The organism is Massilia sp. UYP34 (assembly GCF_056279385.1).
Genome location: NZ_JBWBRF010000014.1, coordinates 95,111 through 115,316, shown reverse-complemented (window position 1 = coordinate 115,316; position 20,206 = coordinate 95,111). Strand labels below are relative to the sequence as shown.

At 62.9% G+C, this 20,206-nt stretch carries 16 protein-coding genes; 5 read left to right on the top strand and 11 right to left on the bottom strand.

The annotated features are described in order from the left end of the window. Window positions 1-179: transposase (locus tag ACZ9AQ_RS18760; protein ID WP_429206179.1), on the top strand; the 179-nt coding region annotated here is incomplete at its 5' end. Window positions 180-455: 276 nt separating this feature from the next. On the opposite strand, the gene ACZ9AQ_RS18755 is transcribed toward ACZ9AQ_RS18760, so the two are convergent. From ACZ9AQ_RS18755 to ACZ9AQ_RS18720, 8 genes are all read right to left on the bottom strand, one after another. Then, window positions 456-1,685: a tetratricopeptide repeat protein gene (locus ACZ9AQ_RS18755; protein ID WP_429206175.1), complete on the bottom strand. Its 1,230-nt coding sequence runs from the start codon at window positions 1,683-1,685 to the stop codon at window positions 456-458. 69 nt (window positions 1,686-1,754) lie between these two features. Further along, the gene (locus ACZ9AQ_RS18750; RefSeq protein ID WP_205289005.1) at window positions 1,755-2,189 is read right to left on the bottom strand and encodes an ExbD/TolR family protein; all 435 of its coding nucleotides are present in this window, start codon (window positions 2,187-2,189) and stop codon (window positions 1,755-1,757) included. A gap of 77 nt (window positions 2,190-2,266) precedes the next feature. Continuing rightward, entirely contained in the window at window positions 2,267-2,686 is a 420-nt protein-coding gene (locus ACZ9AQ_RS18745) for an ExbD/TolR family protein (RefSeq protein ID WP_005665791.1), read from the bottom strand. Window positions 2,687-2,689: 3 nt separating this feature from the next. Continuing rightward, entirely contained in the window at window positions 2,690-3,631 is a 942-nt protein-coding gene (locus ACZ9AQ_RS18740) for a MotA/TolQ/ExbB proton channel family protein (protein WP_429206172.1), read from the bottom strand. 85 nt (window positions 3,632-3,716) lie between these two features. Further along, the gene (locus ACZ9AQ_RS18735) at window positions 3,717-4,379 is read right to left on the bottom strand and encodes an energy transducer TonB (RefSeq protein WP_005665793.1); all 663 of its coding nucleotides are present in this window, start codon (window positions 4,377-4,379) and stop codon (window positions 3,717-3,719) included. A gap of 869 nt (window positions 4,380-5,248) precedes the next feature. Beyond that, a complete protein-coding gene (locus ACZ9AQ_RS18730) occupies window positions 5,249-6,775 on the bottom strand; it encodes a SpoVR family protein (protein WP_429206170.1) in 1,527 nt (508 codons plus the stop codon). A gap of 36 nt (window positions 6,776-6,811) precedes the next feature. Then, a complete protein-coding gene (locus ACZ9AQ_RS18725) occupies window positions 6,812-8,083 on the bottom strand; it encodes a YeaH/YhbH family protein (RefSeq protein WP_429206168.1) in 1,272 nt (423 codons plus the stop codon). Between the two features lie 189 nt (window positions 8,084-8,272). Then, window positions 8,273-10,195 carry a PrkA family serine protein kinase gene (locus tag ACZ9AQ_RS18720; RefSeq protein ID WP_429206167.1) on the bottom strand — a complete coding sequence of 641 codons (1,923 nt, stop codon included), beginning with the start codon at window positions 10,193-10,195 and terminating at the stop codon, window positions 8,273-8,275. Between the two features lie 604 nt (window positions 10,196-10,799). Here ACZ9AQ_RS18720 and ACZ9AQ_RS18715 point away from each other — a divergent pair. The 4 genes from ACZ9AQ_RS18715 (at window position 10,800) to ACZ9AQ_RS18700 (ending at window position 16,271) form a co-directional block, all read left to right on the top strand. Then, window positions 10,800-11,807, top strand: a complete 1,008-nt coding sequence (locus ACZ9AQ_RS18715; protein ID WP_429206166.1) for an adenosine deaminase — start codon at window positions 10,800-10,802, stop codon at window positions 11,805-11,807. Window positions 11,808-11,828: 21 nt separating this feature from the next. Beyond that, window positions 11,829-14,360 carry an ABC transporter permease gene (locus ACZ9AQ_RS18710; RefSeq protein WP_429206165.1) on the top strand — a complete coding sequence of 844 codons (2,532 nt, stop codon included), beginning with the start codon at window positions 11,829-11,831 and terminating at the stop codon, window positions 14,358-14,360. A gap of 145 nt (window positions 14,361-14,505) precedes the next feature. Then, on the top strand, window positions 14,506-14,931 hold the full coding sequence (locus tag ACZ9AQ_RS18705) for a group II truncated hemoglobin (protein ID WP_429206164.1): 426 nt from the start codon (window positions 14,506-14,508) through the stop codon (window positions 14,929-14,931). Between the two features lie 8 nt (window positions 14,932-14,939). Then, window positions 14,940-16,271 (top strand): DNA recombination protein RmuC, encoded by a 1,332-nt coding sequence (locus tag ACZ9AQ_RS18700; protein WP_429206163.1) that lies wholly within the window; start codon window positions 14,940-14,942, stop codon window positions 16,269-16,271. A gap of 73 nt (window positions 16,272-16,344) precedes the next feature. Here the strand turns inward: ACZ9AQ_RS18700 and ACZ9AQ_RS18695 are convergent, their stop codons facing one another. From ACZ9AQ_RS18695 to moaA, 3 genes are all read right to left on the bottom strand, one after another. Beyond that, the gene (locus ACZ9AQ_RS18695; protein ID WP_429206162.1) at window positions 16,345-16,881 is read right to left on the bottom strand and encodes an REP-associated tyrosine transposase; all 537 of its coding nucleotides are present in this window, start codon (window positions 16,879-16,881) and stop codon (window positions 16,345-16,347) included. Window positions 16,882-17,010: 129 nt separating this feature from the next. Next, a complete protein-coding gene (moeA, locus tag ACZ9AQ_RS18690) occupies window positions 17,011-18,894 on the bottom strand; it encodes a molybdopterin molybdotransferase MoeA (protein ID WP_429206160.1) in 1,884 nt (627 codons plus the stop codon). A gap of 33 nt (window positions 18,895-18,927) precedes the next feature. Then, window positions 18,928-20,040 (bottom strand): GTP 3',8-cyclase MoaA, encoded by a 1,113-nt coding sequence (moaA, locus tag ACZ9AQ_RS18685; protein ID WP_429206158.1) that lies wholly within the window; start codon window positions 20,038-20,040, stop codon window positions 18,928-18,930. Window positions 20,041-20,206: the final 166 nt, after the last annotated feature.

The window sequence follows — 20,206 nt, the reverse complement described above, 5'->3', positions numbered from 1 at the left end:
GCGTGCGCGCGAAGGTTGAGCATCCGTTTCATGTGCTGAAGAACCTGTTCAGGCATCGCAAGACGCGTTACCGCGGTCTGGCGAAGAACACCGCGCAGCTGCACACCTTGTTCGCGTTCGCGAACCTGGTGCTGGCTGGCCGAACCTTTGGGAGCGCGCACGCCCGAACTCCGTCCTGAGCGGGGAAATGCGTGCCACAGCACGCAAAAACGAGCCGGACGCCCAAGCTGGAGCGCGAAAAATAACTGATCTCGACCACCGTTCGGTCTGGCGCCGGGTTTGTCACGTTGGAACGGCCGTGCAACCTATTTGTTCAGCGCTTCCTTAACGGTGGCGCTTTCGCGCCGGATGATCTTGCGGCCAACCATCACCGCGTCGGCGGGCAAGCCGCCAACCCTACGGTACAAAAAAAACGCCGCCCAAAGGCGGCGTTCATGAAACCGATCGCGGAACGATCAGCTCAGCGGATTGTTGATCGCCAGGATCCAGTAGCGGGCCAGTTCGGCGGTGCCGCCCTTGCCGCCCACGGTCTTGAGCGTGGCGATGGCTTGCTGCTTCTTGCCGGCAGCGGCGTAGGCTTCGCCCAGGCGCAGCTTGGCGTCGTCGGGGTTCTTCAGGCCGCCGGCCTTGATCGCCGCTTCCATCATCTTGAGACCCTTGTCGGCCTGGCCAGCCTGCACCAGTGCGTAACCCAGGCCCACCAGCGAGTCCTGGTCCTTGACCGCGGTGTGCTCGGCTTCGAGCGCGGCAAAGTTCTTGTTCTGCTCTGCCAGGTTCTTCTCGGCCAGGTCCTTCAGGCGCTGGTGACGCGCGGCGTCGGTGCCGGTGCCCAGGGCGCCGGCCTTGTAGCCCTTGTCGATGATCTTGATGGCTTCGGCCGGGGCTTTCGCCTGCAGCACCAGCTGGGCCATTTCCATGTACTCGCTCGGCTTCTTGAGCAGGTTGTTGGCCAGCTTCAGGCGATACACGTCGACGTTCAGGCGGCTGGAGTAGCCTGGCTGGCGCTGCACGCGGTTCAGCAGGTCGGTCCAGTACTGGGCCTTCGGATAGCTGGCGGCGAGCTTTTCGATGGTGCGCACGTAGCCGGCGGTATCGTTCTTCTTGAGCTGGATATTGGCCAGCATGCCGAGCTGATCTTCGCTCAGGCGGCCGCTTTTCTCGATGGTGCGCAGTTCTTGCTCGAGGGCAGCAGTGTTGCCTTGCTTATAGTAGTTCTGCAGCAGGTAAGCGCGCAGCTTCGGATCATCCTTCTGCTTGAGCAGGTTCTGGATGGTGGCGTTGGCCTTGTTCAGGTCGCCTGCACGCATATAAATGCCCACCAGGCCTTCGGCGAACTGCGAACGCTCATTGGCGTTCAGCTTGCCCGACGCGAGCAGGGCTTCGAAGGATTTGGCGGCGGTATCGTAATCGCCGGCCGACGATGCTGCCCCGGCGCGCACGCGCTCGATCAGGTAGCTTTCATTGGCGGTCTTGTTGCCCACCTTGTCCAGTCCGCGCAGCGTGGCCAGAGCCTCCTTGTGCCTGCCCTGCTTCATCTGGGCCTGGGCTTGCTGCAGCGGTTTGCCGATCTCCGGGCGCATTGCTTCCTGCGCGATGGCGGAAGACAGGCCGATTACCGGGGTGAGCGCGGTAAAGCCCAGAGCGGCCATTGCAAGGCTGAGGTGAGCGAGACGGAACTTGATCATCTGAAAAATCCTTATTTCAAAATGGACACGGCAGGGATAGCCCTGCCGTGTTGGTCAAACATGGAACGATTACTGGAACTGCTCGTTACCGACCATGCCGATTTTGGTGACGCCGATGCGCTGGGCCGATGCCATGACGCCGGCAACTACCTTGTACTCTACCAGCTTATTTGGACGCAGGTGCACTTCAGGCTGGTCGGCCATGGCTGCAACGGCGTTCATCTTGGCTTCGAGCGTCGAGCGATCCGGAATGACTTCGCCATCCCAGAGAATGGTGCCGTCGAAGTCGACGTCGATCGTGATCACCACCGGTTTGATATCGCTTTGCGGCGGGTTACCAACTGGCATGTTCAGATTGACGGAGTGGTTTTGCTTCGGAATCGTGATAATCAGCATGATGATGAGAACGAGCAGGACGTCGATCAGCGGCGTCATGTTCATTTCCATCATCGGTTCCGGATCGGCTGCTGCTGCGGAGCCGCCTCCACCTACGTTCATACTCATGGGTGTGTCCTTATCTAATGTTGGGGGAGAAGGTTACGGCGCCCGGCTAGATCAGCCAGGCGCCGCCTGCAGGGCTATCAGCCCGGTGGCTCGATGACGAAGCCAACCTTCTGCACACCAGCACGTTGTGCCGTGTAGATCACGCGGCCGATCGCTTCGTAGCGGGTTTCCTGGTCGCCACGAACTTTCACCGCCGGTTGCGGCACCTTCACCGACTGCTCCGCGAGGAACTTGAACAGCTCGTCCGTGTTCGCGAGGTGAGTCTGGTTGTAGTACATCTCGCCGTCTTTATTGACGGTGATATTCACATCTTCCGGCTTGGTCAGCGTGACCTGGTTCTCTTCTGAAGGCAGTGTGACTTTCTGCAGATTCAGCACCACCGGGCTAGTGATCAGGAAGATGATCAGAAGAACCAACATGATGTCAACGAGTGGCGTCGTGTTGATCTCTGAATTCAGTGCATCTTCGCCGGAATCGGAACCGACACTCATCGACATAATTTATCCAATCTTTTTAGCTGCGGCAGCTGCGTTCGAGGTCGACATGGCGCCCGAGATCAGGACCGAGTGAACGTCAGCCGAGAACGAACGGATGTCTTCCAGGACGGTCTTGTTACGACGCACCAGCCAGTTGTAACCCAGAACGGCAGGAACTGCAACGAACAGACCGAAGGCGGTCATGATCAGTGCTTCACCGACTGGACCTGCGACCTTGTCGATCGATGCGTTACCCGACATGCCGATGGCGGTCAGTGCGTTGTAGATGCCCCAGACGGTACCGAACAGACCGATGAACGGCGAGGTCGAACCGACGGTTGCCAGGAACGACAGGCCATCTTGCAGACGCGACTGGACGCGGTCCACGGCGCGCTGGATCTGCATGGTGACCCAGGTCGACAGGTCGATCTGCTCGAGCAGGGCGCCGTCGTGGTGCTGGGTTGCCTTGGTGCCGGTTTCAGCGATGAAGCGGAATGGCGAACCTTCTTTCAGCTGCGCCGAACCAGCAGCGATCGATGGCGCTTTCCAGAACTTGGATTGCATGTCTTTCGACTGCTTCATGATCTTCTGCTGATCGATCAGCTTGGTGATGATGATGTACCACGAACCGATCGACATCAGCGACAGGATGATCAGGGTGCCCTTGTTGACGAAGTCGCCGTGTTCCCACATGGCTTGCAGGCCGTACGGGTTATAGACTTCTTCGGTTTGCTCGCCACCTGGCGCAGCGGCTGGCGCGCCAGCGTCTGCAGGAGCGGCAGCAGCGTCTGCAGGAGCGGCAGCTGGGTCAACAGCTGGAGCTGCTGCGTCGGTCGCCGCTGGTGCAGCTGCGTCGGTTGCCGGGGTTTCTTGAGCGAAGGCAGGGGCCGAGACCAGAGCCGATGCTGCGGTTACCGACAACAGGACAGCCGCCAGGAAAGCGGACAAACGGGTATTCTTAAACATGCTTCCTCCAAAGATATTAAATAGACAGTTCGCTGAACTTAACGACAACGACAATCAAAGTTTGAGACGGTAACCTGTCTCGGTTTTATTCCAGCGTCCAGACGTACTGCACCGCTGTCCACGCCTGTTCCGGCTTGCCATCGATCATGGCGGGCTTGAATCGGCATTTGCTCAGAGCCGATTGCGCGGCTCGGTCCAAGTCACGGAAGCCACTCGACTTCGCCAGCTTGGCTTCCATCACCCGACCATCGACACCGATCAGGAACTGCAGGGTCGTGGTACCGGTTTCTTCATTGCGCTGCGACGAACGTGGATATTCCGGACGTGCGCAAGTATTAAAGTCAGCCACTGCCTCCGTGCGGCTAGGACCACGTGCCGGCGGCGCCGGCGGAGCCGGAGGAGCGGGCGGCGCCGGCGGAGCCAGCTGGGTGGTTGGCGGCGGCGTGTTGGTCGCGGTGGCGATCGTGTTTTGCGGTGGCGGCGGTTGCTGCACCTGCACTTCGACCGGCGGGATGAACGGCGGCGGCGGCGCTTTCATTTCTGGCGGCGGCGGCGGCGGCGGCGTTTCCGGCGGCGGCGGCGGGGCGGTCTCTTCAATCAGCTTGGTTTCCACAGCTTCGGTCACCGTGCTGACGATCCGGGTACCCAGGCCAGCCACGAGCGCCCATCCCACGATGATGTGAAGGATGACGACTACGATGAATCCTGTGAAATTTTTCCCGGGTTGCTTTTCATTCGAAAAATTCATGCCATATTTCTCCAATACCAACTCTTTTTTGTTGCTACCAAACCCACTAAACACGACATAAGCCTAGAGCCGCATCCGGGACATCGAGGAATTATACCTACGAATTCTTTTTTGCACATACATTTTTACAGCACCGAAAGGTGCGCTAACTACCTGTAAATGCAGGCAAACCAGCTCATCTATACAAGCCTGGCGCGGTCGGTTTGAGGGGGGCCGGAAGGCCGGAAAATGTGTAGTTTAAGTAAAGATTCTCCTCATCGCGTACAAGATCAGTGCAGAGGCCGTATTCACCAAATTTCTTTTGCTAAATCAGCGACTTGGCGAATTTCATATGACCCTACAATGGCCTTTCTGCAAACAATAGCTAATTCTTATCAGCCCCCGGCATTCTGGGAATGCCCTGGAAGCCGTCCCGAACAACCATGGCATATAGATAGAATTGAAACCCCTTGTGCCGCTTGAGCTGCCTCAACCGTGCGTCATTCCACGATTTCGGTTTGACAGGAATGAAAGCTGCGTGCTCCTACACCTTCTGCGACAAACTATATTACGTGTTTGATGCCAGGGCTTTCACCGTCAAATTGCCATGACTTGGATGTGACAGAACTAACATGTGATGTCGGAAACATACCATGAAATCTGTATGTTGGCGATAGCGGATCAGTCGAATTGAACATGCATAAGCAAGGCAAGGTGCTCGTGCCACGCAGGAAGCATGTGGACTGGAATGAAAGGAGAGGGGAGGGCGCCACGACGGGCCGTCGAAATGGAAAATCGTGGTGGGACGGGAAGCCCGTCCACCACGCCCGTGATTGCCAGCGGGCGTCGCCGTGGAGGCGAACCGCAGAGGAGAAAAGCGCAGCGCGGTTTTAGCGCCCTCGCTTCTCGCGCCGGCACTCGAGGAAGCTGACCACGTGCCCGGCCGGGTCGGCCGTCTCCAGCCGCACGTCGAAGCCCCACAGACGGGCCACGTGCCTGAGCACCTCTTGTGCCTGTCCGTTGAGCGGACGGCGGTTGTATTGCGTGTGGCGCAGCGTCAGCGCGCGATCGTCGCGGGTATTGACTTGCCAGACCTGGATGTTCGGCTCGCGACTGCCCAGGTTGTACTGCTCGGCCAGCTTGTGGCGCACGTAGCGGTAGCCGGCCTCGTCGTGGATCGCCGAGATGGTCAGTTTGTCGCTGCGGTCGTCATCCAGCACGGCGAAGAAGTGAAAGTCGCGAATCAGCTTGGGCGATAGGTACTGGGCAATGAAGCTTTCGTCCTTGAAGTTGCGCATCGCGAAGTCGAGCGTCTTGAGCCAGTCGCTGCCGGCGATGTCGGGGAACCAGGTTCTGTCTTCGTCGGTCGGGTTTTCGCAGATGCGCCGGATGTCGGTCATCATCGCGAAACCCAGGGCATAGGGATTGATCCCGCTGTAATACGGGCTGTTGGCCGGCGGCTGGTAGACCACGTTCGTGTGGCTTTGCAGGAACTCGAGCATGAAGCCGTCGCCGACGATCCCTTCTTTATACAGGTCTTGCAGGATCGTGTAGTGCCAAAAAGTGGCCCAGCCCTCGTTCATCACCTGGGTCTGCCGCTGCGGATAGAAATACTGCGAAATCTTGCGCGTGATCCGCACCAGTTCACGCTGCCAGGGTTCGAGCAGCGGCGCGTATTTCTCGATGAAATACAGCAGGTTTTCCTCGGGCTCGGGCGGGAAGCGGCGGGTCGGCGCATCCGCCGCCACCTGTTCTTCGCGCTGGGGCAGGGTGCGCCAGATCGAATTGACCTGGGACTGGGCGTATTCCTCGCGCTCCTTGGTGCGCGCCGCTTCTTGCGCCACCGACAGCTTGGCCGGCCGTTTGTAGCGGTCGACACCGTAGTTTTGCAGCGCATGGCAGGAATCGAGCAGCTCTTCGACCGCATCGATGCCATAGCGCTGCTCACACTCGGCGATATAGTTCTTGGCAAACACCATATAGTCGACGATGGCGTCGGCGTCGGTCCAGCTGCGGAACAGATAATTTCCCTTGAAGAAAGAATTGTGGCCATAGGCGGCGTGGGCGATCACCAGCGCCTGCATCGTCAGGCTGTTTTCTTCCATCAGGTAGGCGATGCAGGGATTCGAGTTGATGACGATCTCGTAAGCCAGGCCCATCTGTCCGCGGCGGTAGCTCTTCTCGGTACTCAGGAAGTGTTTGCCGAAAGACCAATGGTTATAGGACACCGGCATGCCGACTGAGGTGTAGGCATCCATCATTTGCTCGGCGGTAATGATCTCGAGCTGGTTCGGATAGGTGTCCAGGCCGTAGCGCCTGGCCACCCGCTTGATTTCTTCGTGCGCCTGTTCGATCAGGTCGAAGGTCCACTCCGACTGTTCGGGCAGGGCGCGCGGATTGCTTGGATCTCTTGGCATGGGGCGCCTCGCTGTTTGCTGCGTCCGTGTCGCAGGCTATTTGGCCTGCTTCTTGAACAGTTCCCGGAATACCGGGTAGATGTCGGCCGGGGTCACGATCTTTTGCATCGCAAAATTGCGGTGCTGGGCAGCGACGTCGCAGTATTGTTCCCACAGGTTCTGCGGCGGGCCGTCGGTGATCTCGACATAGGTGTAATACTGCACGCGCGGCATGATCGCGCTGGTCAGAATCTGCTTGCACAGCACCGAGTCGTTATCCCAGTTGTCGCCGTCCGAGGCTTGCGCCACGTAGGCGTTCCAGTCGGCGCTGCCGTAGCGTTCGGTGATCACCTTCTGCAACAGGTGCAGGGCCGAGGAGACGACGGTACCGCCCGACTCGCGCGAATGGAAGAACTCGTTCTCGTCGACCTCGGCCGCCGCCGTGTGGTGGCGGATGAAGACGACGTCGATCTTTTCGTAGACCCGCTTGAGGAACAGATACAGCAGGATGAAGAAACGCTTGGCCGTATCCTTGCGCGTCTCGTCCATCGAGCCCGACACGTCCATGATGCAGAACATCACGGCCTGGGTGCTGGGCTTGGGGACCTTGATCCGGTTCGAGTAACGCAGGTCGAACGGGTCGATGAACGGGATGGCATTGAGCCGGATGTGCAGATGATGGATGCGGTCCCTGAGCGCGACGACCCCTTCGTCGTCGGACGGCGCGCCTTCGTCGAGCAGCGCCTGCAGCGCGGCTTCCGCCTCGGCCAGCTGGCGTCGCGCCGGTCCGCCGACGGCGATGCGGCGGCCCAGGGCGCCGCGCAGCGAGCGCAGCACGTGGATGTTCGAGGGCGTGCCGGACACGTTGTAGCCGGCGCGCTGGCTCTTGTATTCGATGGTCTGGGTCAGCTGCGTCTTGACCATGTTCGGCAGCTCGAGATCCTCGAAGAAGTAATTCATGAATTCTTCGCGCGACAGCTCGAAGATGAAATCGTCTTCGACGGTCTGTTCGCTGTTGCCGGCGCGCCCGCGTCCGGCGCCGCCGGCGCCGCCGCGGGGCCGGTTGAACTGGTCGCCCTTTTGATATTCGGTATTGCCGGGGTTGACGGTTTCGTACACGCCGCCATGGGCGTGGCCGAAATGCGGTTCGTTCACGTCCTTGACGGGAATGGTGACCTTTTCACCGTTCTCGATGTCGGTGATCGAGCGGCCCTTGATGGCGCGGCCGACGGCATCCTTGATCTGCGCCTTGTAGCGGCGCAGGAAACGTTCGCGGTTGACCGCAGACTTGTTCTTGCCCTGCAAGCGACGGTCGATGAGGTAAGTCAAAACAGGCCTCCTGCTCATAATAAGCGCGGAACTGGCGACATGTGGCGCTTGTCGCTGGCGCTTCAGTGCCGTCGCGAGCGACGGCACCCCTATCTTAATACGCTGCGCGAACGAGCGTGCGGCGCACGCGCGGCGTTGCGCCTTGCCGGTAGCGGCCTGCAGCCATTCGGCAACACGCAAGGCGCATCGTTACGACGACTTGCGCACACGCAGATACCATTCGCACAACAGACGCACCTGCTTGGGTGTATAGCCTTTCTCCACCATGCGGGCAACGAAGTCGGCGTGCTTGTTCGCATCCTCGGCGCTCGCTTTTGCATTGAAGGAAATCACCGGTAAAAGTTCCTCGGTATTTGAGAACATCTTCTTCTCGATCACGCTGCGGAACTTCTCGTAGCTGGTCCAGGCCGGATTCTTGCCGGCATTGGTGGCGCGCGCCCTGAGGCTGAAGTTGACGATCTCGTTGCGGAAATCTTTCGGATTCGAAATCCCGGCCGGCTTTTCGATCTTTTCCAGCTCGGCGTTCAGCGATTCGCGGTCGAAGCTTTCGCCGGTATCCGGGTCGCGGAATTCCTGGTCCTGGATCCAGAAGTCGGCAAAGGTCACGTAGCGGTCGAAGATGTTCTGGCCATACTCGGAATAGCTTTCCAGGTAGGCGGTCTGGATCTCCTTGCCGATGAAGTCGACGTAGCGCTGCGCCAGGTGCTCCTTGATATAGGACAGATAGCGCTGCTCGGTCTCGGGCGGGAATTGCTCGCGCTCGATCTGCTGTTCGAGCACGTACAGCAGGTGGACCGGATTGGCCGCCACCTCGGTATTGTCGAAGTTGAAGACCTTGGACAGGATCTTGAAGGCGAAGCGGGTCGACAGGCCGTTCATGCCTTCGTCCACCCCGGCATAGTCGACGTATTCGTGCAGCGACTTGGCCTTGGGGTCGGTGTCCTTCAGGTTCTCGCCATCGTAGACCAGCATCTTGGAAAAGATGCTCGAGTTCTCGGGATCCTTCAGGCGCGACAGCACGGCGAACTGCGACATCATGCGCAGGGTGCCGGGCGCGCACGGCGCCTTGTCGAGCGACGAATTACGCAGCAGCTTGTCGTAGATCTGGATTTCATCGGACACGCGCAGGCAATACGGCACCTTCACGATATAGATACGGTCGAGGAAAGCCTCGTTGTTGCGGTTGTTGCGGAAGGTCTTCCACTCGGATTCGTTCGAGTGCGCCAGCACGATGCCGTCGAAAGGGATCGCGCCGAAGCCTTCGGTGCCCTTGTAGTTGCCCTCCTGCGTGGCGGTCAGGAGCGGGTGCAGCACCTTGATCGGCGCCTTGAACATCTCGACGAATTCCATCAGGCCCTGGTTCGCCAGGCACAAGCCGCCGGAATAGCTGTAGGCGTCCGGATCGTCTTGCGGGAAATCCTCGAGCTTGCGGATATCGACCTTGCCGACCAGCGAAGAGATGTCCTGGTTGTTTTCGTCGCCCGGTTCGGTCTTGGAAATCGCGACCTGTTTCAGGATCGACGGATAGCGTTTGACGACGCGGAACTTATTGATGTCGCCGCCGTATTCATGCAGGCGCTTGACGGCCCACGGGCTTGGGATGGTGCGCAGGTAGCGGCGCGGAATGCCGTAGTCTTCTTCGAGGATGGTGCCGTCTTCTTCCTCGCTGAACAGGCCCAGCGGCGATTCATTCACCGGCGAGCCCTTGATCGCATAAAAGGGCACGAGTTCCATCAGGCTTTTGAGTTTCTCGGCGATCGACGATTTGCCGCCGCCGACCGGGCCAAGCAAATACAGGATTTGCTTGCGCTCTTCGAGTCCTTGCGCCGCATGGCGGAAATAAGACACGACCTGCTCGATCACTTCTTCCATGCCGTAGAACTCGCGGAAGGCTGGATAGATCTTGATCACCTTATTGGCGAAGATACGCGACAGGCGCGAATCGAGGCGGGTATCGACCAGGGTCGGCTCGCCGATCGCGGCCAGCATGCGTTCCGGCGCGCTGGCATAGGTCAGCGGGTCTTTCTTGCACAGTTGGAGATATTCCGCCAGGGAGTATTCCTCTTCCCGGGTGCGCTCATAGCGGGCCGCGTAGTTTTCAAAGATGCTCATTGAAGTTCCTTTAATGTGCCAACAACGAATCACTGTCACAGCAGCCACTGTCGAAGCTGCCTGGGGCCCCGGTATCCTTGTCGCGCTCTCCCTGTTCGGTCGTCACGTGCCGCGCCGGAATGGCCGGCGCCGTTTGTCGAATTCACGTGCGGTTGCTTGTCGTGGATTTAACGGCTCGTCAAATCCGCGTGGTGGAGAACGCCTTTTTTGCGTTTATGAAATTTATTATGTGCCTATTGGTTTCCGAAGTCAAAGCAGTGTCGCGCAAGCTGTTGAGGCGGTGCCAAGTAGTTGATTCAACTATCGAAAATCGGGTTTTTGCAGGCGTCGCGGCGGCCGTGGGAAGGTGGGGCCGGAGCACGGCGTCGAGGCCGGTTTGAACGAAAGATCGGTGAGCCGGCGGCGCCTTTATTTTCTTCCGTTGTGTGCCGATAGTGCACGAACTGCTCAACACGCGGCGCACGCGAATCGTGCATGTCACTAAGCCGAACGCAGCCATTTTCGCTATGGCGCAGGCGGATGGCGCGCATGCGTTACACTTGTCGGTCGGGCCATGCTGACCCGGACTATTGCGTCTTTACTGAAGTACTTGTTGGAGAAAACCATGCTCGACGAACGCCTGCGCAATCTGCTGCAGAACATGCCCAAGGCAGAACTGCACATCCACATCGAGGGCTCGCTCGAACCGGAACTGATTTTTGAGCTTGCGCAAAGAAACGGGGTCGATCTCGCTTTCAGCTCGGTCGAAGCGTTGCGTGAGGCCTACGCTTTCACCGATCTCCAATCTTTCCTCGACATTTATTATGCCGGCGCCAGCGTGCTGCTGAAGGAACAAGACTTCTACGACATGACTGCGGCGTATCTGGCGCGCGCCCATGCCGACCATGTCCGCCACGCCGAAATCTTCTTCGATCCGCAAACCCATACCGCGCGCGGGGTGCCGTTCGAGACGGTCATCAACGGCATCTGGCGCGCCTGCCGGGACGCGCCGCTCAGCGCCAGCCTGATCATGTGCTTCCTGCGCCACCTGTCCGAGGACGAGGCCATCGCCACGCTCGAAGAGTCGCTCCCCTACCGCGACAAATTCATCGGCGTCGGCCTCGATTCGTCCGAGGTCGGCCACCCGCCCGAGAAATTCGCGCGCGTGTTCGCGCGCGCCCGTTCGCTCGGCCTGCGCCTGGTCGCGCATGCGGGCGAGGAGGGCCCACCAGCCTACATCGAGAGCGCGCTCGACGTGCTCAAGGTCGAGCGCATCGACCACGGCGTGCGCTGCCTGGAAAGCCCGGCCCTGGTCGAGCGCCTGGCGCGCGAGCAGGTGGCGCTGACGGTATGCCCGCTGTCGAACATCAAGCTGCGCGTGTTCGACGTGATGGGTTCGCACAATCTGCGCACCCTGCTCGACGCCAATCTGGCGGTGACCGTCAACTCGGACGACCCGGCCTACTTCGGCGGCTACGTCAACGAGAACTACTTCGCCGCCTTCGACGCGCTGCCGCTGGATGAACGCCATGCGCGCCAACTGGCGCGCAACAGCTTCCAGGCCGCCTTCATCGACCCGGAGCGCAAGCGCGCCTTCCTCGCCGAAGTCGACGCCTTCTTCGGCAACCCCTGATTCCAGACAGGAGCGAAATCCATGTTCGTCCAGGCTCTTCGCATGACGGCGCGCGACTGGCGCGCCGGTGAGCTGCGCTTCCTGCTGGTGGCGCTGATCGTCGCGGTCGCGGCTTTGAGTTCGGTCGGCTTCTTCATCGACCGCATGCGCGCCGGCATGGACCGCGACGCCCACCAGCTGCTCGGCGCCGACCTGCTGGTCAATACCGACGACCCGGTGCGCCAGGCGTGGCGCGACGAAGCCCTGAAACGGGGCCTGCTGCTGGCCGAGACCGTCACCTTCCCGAGCATGGCGCAAGCCGGCGAGGGCGACGACTCGCTGGCCCAGCTGTCGTCGATCAAGGCGGTGTCGACAGGCTATCCGCTGAGGGGCCAGATGAGCGTCACGACGGACCCGGTCGCCGCCGCCGGCGCGCAGGGCACGCCCACGCGCGCGGTGCCGGCGCGCGGCACGGTCTGGGTCGATCCCGCCCTGCTGCCGCAGCTGCGCACCGAGGTCGGCGCCATGCTCACCCTGGGCAACAGCCAGTTCCGCATCGCCCAGCTGATCGCCACCGAACCCGACAAGGGCGCCTCGTTCGCCAACTTCGCGCCGCGCGTGATGCTGGCGCTGGAAGACTTGCAGGCCACCGGCCTGATCGACGACTTCGCGCGCGTGAGCTTCCGCCTGATGGTCGCGTCAAAGGACGCGAACGACATGGCCGCGGTGCGCGACTACGAGCAGTGGGTGCGCGCGCAGATCCGCGCCGGCAATATCAAGGGCGTGCGCATCGAGACGCTGGAAAACGGCCGCCCCGAAATGCGCGCCACGCTCGATCGCGCCGGCCTGTTCCTGTCGCTGGTGGGCCTGTTGTCGGCGATGCTGGCGGCGGTCGCGGTGGCGATGGCGGCGCGCCGCTTCATGGGCCGCCACCTGGACGCCTGCGCCATGCTGCGCTGCCTGGGCCTGACCCAGAACCAGGTCACCGTGCTGTACCTGCTCGAATTCGCCTTCATCGGCCTCCTGGGGAGCGTGATCGGGGTGCTGGTCGGCTTCGGCGCCCACTTCGTGCTGCTCGAGATGATCGCCTCCCTGATCAAGACCGAGCTGCCGCCGGTGTCGATGCTGCCCGCGCTGCAGGGCGTGGCGACGGGGATGCTGCTGCTGGTCGGCTTCGCGCTGCCGCCGATTCTCCAGTTGCGCAACGTGCCGCACAACCGCGTGATCCGGCGCGAGCAGGGCGCGCCGCAGCCGGCCGCGCTGGCGACCTACGGCCTGGGCATCGGCGTGTTCTTCCTGCTGCTCCTGTGGCAGGCGGGCGACCCGACCCTGGCCTTGATCACCGCCGGCGGCTTCCTGGGCGGCTTCGCCTTCTTCGCCCTGGTGGCCTGGCTCGGCCTGCAAGGGCTGCGCCGGATACGCGGCGCGTTCAAGAACCAGGCCTGGCGCTTCGCCGTCACGTCGCTGCAGCGCCGGCCCGGCGCCACCGTGGTCCAGGTGGTGTCGCTGGCGCTGGGCCTGATGGCGCTGCTCCTGCTGACCGTGGTGCGCGGCGACCTGATGGCGGCCTGGCAACTGGCCACGCCAGCCGATGCGCCGAACCGCTTCGTGATCAACATCCTGCCCGAGCAAAAGCAGGACGTCGAAGGCCAGCTGCTCGCGGCCAACGTCAAGGAACCCGTGCTGTACCCGATGATCCGTGGCCGCCTGACGGCCATCAACGGCAACCCGATCACGCGCGACACCTTCCAGGACGGCGAGGCGCGGCGCCTGGCCAACCGCGAATTCAACCTGTCGACCACGGATGTGCTGCCGCAGGCGAACGAGGTGGTGCAGGGCGAGTGGTTCAAGGACGCGCCCGGCGTGGCCGAGGCCTCGGTCGAGCAGAGCATCATGGAGCGCCTGGGCCTCAAGCTTGGCGACACCATGCGCTTCGACATGGCGGGCCTGCTGGTCGACGCCAGGATCACCAGCGTGCGCAAGCTCGAATGGGGCTCGATGCGCGCCAACTTCTTCGTCATCATCAATCCGGCGGCGATGGCGGATGCGCCGACCACCTACATGACGGCCTTCCACCTGCCGCCGGATGCTGCGAACCTGGGCAATGCGCTGACCCGCAACCATCCGAACCTGACGGTGATCGATGTCTCGGGCATCATCCGCCAGCTGCAGGACGTGCTGGACCAGGTGGTGACGGCGGTCGAATTCCTGTTCCTGTTCACGCTCGCTTCCGGCGTGCTGGTGCTGTATGCGGCGCTGATGGGGTCGCAATCCGAGCGCACGCGCGAGGCGGGCCTGCTGCGCGCGCTGGGCGCCACGCGCCAGCAACTGGCGCAGGCGCAGCGCATCGAGTTCGTGCTGGTGGGCGGCCTGGCCGGCCTGCTGGCGGCGAGCGGCGCGGCGGCGCTGGGTTGGGCCCTGGCCACCTACCAGTTCAAGTTCCCCTGGGTGTTCGAACCGGGCGTATGGGTCGCGGGCCTGCTGGTTGGCGCGCTGTGCGCGATCGTGGGGGGCTGGCTGGGCCTGCGCGGGGTGCTACGGCAGCCGCCGTTGCAGACGCTGCGCGAAGCTTGATTCGGGCTTGGCTCCCGACGTAGGGTTGGCGGCTCGGCCGCCGACGCGGTGATTGTTATCGGCGCCGATGTCGTGCCGGATAATTTTTCGGCCAACCATCGCCGCGTCGGCGGCAAAGCCGCCAACCCTACGCTATGATGGCGGAATGTCCGAACACAACACCGAAACACAGACCGACGTGCAGGCCGAATCCCAGACCCTGTACGAGATGATGGGCGGCGGCGAGCGCCTGCGCGCGCTGGTCGACCGCTTCTATGACCTGATGCAGCTGGAGCCGGAATTCGCCGGCATCCACGCCATGCACCCGGTGCCCAACGACGGCTCGCGCGAGAAAACCTTCATGTTCCTGTCCGGCTGGATGGGCGGCCCCAACCTGTACATCGAGCGCTACGGCCACCCGCGCCTGCGCGCGCGCCACCTGCCGTTCGCGATCGGCAGCAAGGAGCGCGACCAGTGGCTGCGCTGCATGGCGTGGGCCATGGAAGACCTGGGCTACGACGACGCGCTGCGCGTGCGCATGATGAATTCCTTCTTCCAGACCGCGGACTGGATGCGCAACAAACCCGATTGAGCGGCGCCATGACCGTTGCCGACATCCTCATCCTGGCCGGCCTCGTCATTGTGGCCGGACTGCTGGTGGCCGTCCTCCTGCGCATGCGCGGCAGCGGCGACGGCCACCATGTCGAACGCCTGGAGCGCGAGCTGCGCCAGGAGCTGCAATCGAGCGCGCAGTCGACGCGCCAGGAGCTGACGGCCCACCTGACCCAGTCCATGGCGCAGAACCTGAGCGCCACGGTCCAGCAGCTCGACAGCATGCGCCAGCAGATGCAGCTGCACTCGAGCAGCGGGCGCGAGGAACAGGCGCGCGCGCTGAAGCGCTTCGCCGACACCCTGCAGCAGACGCTGGGCAGTCTCACCGAATCGAACGCCCAGCGCATGCTCGAAGTGCGCAACACGCTGGAAACCAAGATCCGCGATCTCCAGACCGACAACGCCAGGCGCCTCGAAGAGATGCGCCAGACGGTCGACGAAAAACTGCATGCGACGCTGGAGACGCGCCTCTCCGAATCGTTCCGCCAGGTGTCGGAGCGGCTGGAAAAAGTGCACCAGGGCCTGGGCGAGATGCAGCAGCTGGCGATCGGCGTGGGCGACCTGAAGCGGGTGCTCACCAACGTCAAGACCCGCGGCACCTGGGGCGAGGTGCAGCTCGAGATGCTGCTCGAGCAAGTGCTCACCGTCGACCAGTACGCCAAGAACGTCGAGACCGTGGCCGGATCGAATGCGCGGGTCGAGTTCGCGATCAAGCTGCCCGGCGTGGTCGACGGCGGTGCGCCGCTATGGCTGCCGATCGACGCCAAGTTCCCCAAGGAGCAGTACGAACGCCTGCTGCTGGCGAGCGACCAGGCCGACCTGGAGGGCGTGGCGCGCGCCGGCGCCGAGCTGGAACGGGCGGTGCGGGGCGAAGCGCGCACCATTTGCGACAAATACCTGTCGCCGCCGCAGACGACCGACTTCGCCATATTGTTCTTGCCGACCGAGGGCCTGTACGCCGAGGTGATGCGCCGTCCCGGCCTGGCCGACGATCTGCAGCGCACTTTGCGGGTGACGATCGCGGGCCCGTCGACCCTGAGCGCGCTGCTCAACAGCCTGCAGATGGGCTTTCGCACGCTGGCGCTCGAGAAGCGCTCGTCCGAGGTGTGGCAGGTGCTGGGGGCGGTCAAGACCGAGTTCACCAAGTTCGGCGACGTGCTGGCCACCACCAAGCTGACACTGGAAAAGGCGGCCAAGAACATCGAGAGCGCCGAGGTACGCAGCCGTCAGATGGCGCGCAAGTTGAAATCGGTGGAGGCGTTGCCGAGCGAGGCGGCGCAGTTGATGCTGGGGCCGGATGAGTCGGAGCGGGACGATTGATTTTAAATCCGAAGGATGAACGCTTCCGTAGGGTTGGCGGCTCCGCCGCCGACGCGTTCAACCTGCTCGTAAATCACTCCAACGTCATTTTGCGCGCTTGATCCGTCCCACCCCAGTCGGTTGGATAAACCCCGTTCTCGACATATCGGTTGAACGATGAATATTCCCATGACGCGGCGCACGTGGCCAATCCGTGCTTGACCGGATTGTAATGAATGTAATCGACATGTTTTTCCATGTCGCGTTCATCCCGAATCCGGTGTTCCCAGTATTTTCGTTGCCATATCGGCGCTTCTCGGCGGTGCCGCTGGGCGGCCGTCACCGTAAAATTTCCGTACTTATCCCGGCAAGCAAATGCGACATGATGTTTGATCTGCGACCACCGTGCGGAAAAATTCACGTCGCCGTCGGGCAATGTCCAGATGCAGTGCAGGTGATCGGGCAGCAGGACGATCGCATCGATATGGAAGGGTAGGCGGGCACGAACGCGTCCGAAAGCCGCCCGCAGCGCAAGGCGTACAGGTTCGTCGCACAGGATGGCGCGTCGCCGGTAGGTGACAACCGTGAAGAAGTAGGTGGCGCCATCGAGGGCACGGCGGTAGCGGGCCATGCCGAGATCGTAAAGAAGCGATCCGGCAAGCAGATGTGGCAGATCAAATGTGTGTCGAACGCGTCGGCGGCAGAGCCGCCAACCCTACGGTAGCGTCGGCGGGTTCTCCGCCGACGCGTTCAGCGATCGTCAGAACAACCCCTCGAACGGCAAGATATCCACCATCTCCCCCGCCGCGACGTTGCCTTGCCCATCGTGCAGCACCACCATGCAGTTCGCCTCCGACATCGAGCGCAGGATGCCCGAGCCCTGCGATCCGGTGATGCGCACCTCCGGCTCGCCGTCGGCGCCGCGCGCGACGATGCCGCGCTGGTACTCGGTGCGCCCCGGCTTCTTGCGGATCGCGTCGACGCTGCGCGCGCGCAGCAGCGGCAGCGGCGCCTCGGCCCCCATCATGCGCAGCAGCGCCTCGCGCGCGAAAAAGTAGAACGAGACCATCACCGCCACCGGATTGCCCGGCAGGCCGAATAAAAAGGCGCTGCGGCCGTTGGACGCTACCCGGCCGAAAGCCAGCGGCCGGCCCGGACGCATGCCGATCTTCCAGAACGTGACGTCGCCCAGGCGGGCCATCACCTGCCTGGTGTAGTCGGCCGCGCCGACCGAGACGCCGCCCGAAGTGATGATCGCGTCGGCGTTCTCGCAGGCGGTGCGCAGCGCTTCTTCCAGCGCCTCCGGGCTGTCGCGCACCACGCCCATGTCGATGATCTCGCAGCCCAGGCGCTGCAGCATGCCGTAGATCGTGTAGCGGTTGCTGTCATACACGCAGCCCTCGTCGAGCCGCTCGCCGATCGAGCGCAGCTCGTCGCCGGTCGAGAAGAAGGCCACGCGCAGGCGGCGCTGGACGGGGATCTCGGCGAAGCCCAGCGAAGCGCACAAGCCCAGGTCGGCCGGGCGGATCACGCGGCCGGCCTTCAGGGCGGCGCTGCCGGCTTTCAGGTCTTCGCCCGCCAGGCGCCGGTTGTCGCCCGCACGGATCGCGCCCGCGCGCAGGGTGACGGTATCGTCGGTGGCGCTTTCGGCGAATTCCTGCGGCAGCACGCTGTCGCACCCGGCCGGCATCACGCCGCCGGTCATGATGCGCACGCATTCGCCGGGCCCTGGGCGCAATCCCAGCGGCTTGCCGGCATAGGCGACGCCGACCACCTTCAGGGTCACGGCGCCTTCGGCCGGCAGGTCGCCGCCGCGCAGCGCGTAGCCGTCCATGGCCGAGTTGTCGTGCGCCGGCACGTCGATCGGCGAGACCAGGTCGCGCGCCAGCACGCGGCCGAGGCAAGCGCGCAGCGCGACCATCTCGACCGCGCGCACGGGTTGCACGAAATCACGGATGATGCGCTGGGCGTCCTGCACGCGCAGGGCATCCGGATCGTAGCCGTTGATGCAGCTGGCTACCTGGGCCAGACTGGCAGGGAAGGGCGGCGCGGCGTCGTCCAGCCCGCGCAGCTCGTCCAGGGTATTGATGTTGCGGAAGGCATCGGTATCGTCGAAGACGACCTCGACCGCTTTCAGGTCGCGATACCAGCCGTCGACGCGGCGGCCGCCCTCGACCAGGTACGAGGTCAGCGCAGGCAAGCGGTCCGCGCGCACCAGGCAGAACACGGGATGCGCTTGTGTGCGCATGCCCGGCTCCCGGGTGGCGGCGTAGGCGAGGTCGGCATCCGCCTCCTGCAGCGCGGCGAAGAGGCGCGATGCCAGGTCCGGCGGCAGGAACGGTGAATCGCAGGGCACGGCCAGCAGGTAGGGCGTCGCGCAGTGGCGCAAGCCCGTTTCCAGGCCGGCCAGGGGGCCTGGATACGGTTCCACCCCGTCCGCGATTTCATCGGGCAACACCGTCGCGTCGAAAGCGCGATAGGTATCCAGGTTGCGGTTGGCGCTGATCGCCACCGGGCCAACCTGCGGCCGCAGGCGCGCGAGCACGTGCTCGACCATGGTGCTGGATCGGAAAGGCTGCAAGCCCTTGTCGACATTGCCCATGCGCGAGGCGCGCCCGCCCGCCAGTACCAGTCCGCTGATCATCCCTGTCTCCATGTCTTTTTTATTCTCCCCGCATTAACCGCCGATGTAGGACATTTCGACCTTGCGCGCACCGTCGCGCTGCCCGATGCCCGTTTCCGCGGTACGCGTCTCGGAATAGCGGTCGGCCCGCGCGCGCCACAGCTGGGCGATGGCGCCCGACAGCTCGAGGTCGCTGCGATCCGCGCGCAGCAGCGCACGCAGGTCGTGGCCGCGGGTGGCGAACAGGCAGGTATACAGCTTGCCCTCGGTCGACAGGCGCAGGCGCGAACAGTCGCCGCAGAAGGCCTGGGTGACGCTCGAGATGACGCCGATCTCGCCGCCGCCGTCCACGTAGCGCCAGCGCGAGGCGGTCTCGCCGACGTAATTGGCCGCACTGGGGACCAGCGGCAGCTCGGCCGCGATGCGCCGCACCACCTCTTGCGACGGCACGACCTCGCGCATGTTCCAGCCGTTCGAGGCGCCGACGTCCATGAATTCGATGAAGCGCAGGATGGTCGGCGTGCCCTTGAAGTGGCGCGCCATGGGCAGGATCTGGTCGTCGTTGGTGCCGCCCTTGACCACCATGTTGACCTTGACCGGCCCCAGGCCGGCCGCGTGGGCGGCGTCGATGCCGCGCAGCACGTCGGCGACGGCGAAGTCGACGTCATTCATCCTGCGAAACACCTGGTCGTCCATCGCGTCGAGCGAGACCGTGACGCGGTCCAGGCCGGCGTCTTTCAGCGCCTGCGCCTTGCGCGCCAGGAGCGAGCCATTGGTGGTGAGCGTCAGGTCGAGCGGACGGCCGCTCGGCGTCGGCAGTGCGCGCAGCATCGCGACCAGGCGCTCGAGGTTCTTGCGCAAGAGCGGCTCGCCGCCCGTCAGGCGCAGCTTTTCGACGCCGTGCGCGATGAACAGCCGCGCCACGCGCGTGATTTCCTCGAACGACAGCAGCTCGCCGTGCGGCAGGTACTGGTAATCCTTGTCGAAGACTTCCTTCGGCATGCAGTACACGCAGCGGAAGTTGCAGCGGTCCGTGACCGAGATGCGCAGGTCGTGCAGGGGCCGGCCGAGCGCGTCGCTGAGCAGGCCAGTCGGCGCTTCAGGCACGGCCGGGACCCGCAGCGCGGACGAGCGCAGGTCGTTGATCAGAATGATTTTTTCAGCCATTTCAGTACGATAGCACGGGGCTGATGAAGCTGCCCGTGACGCTTGGGGAACGGGGTGGATACAGCATGCCGCTCAGTGAATGCGTTCAGTGAATGCGACATGATCCGTGAGTCTGCGAACGTCTTGTTGGGCGGCGCCAAAAAAGACATCCCGCGAGGCGGGAACC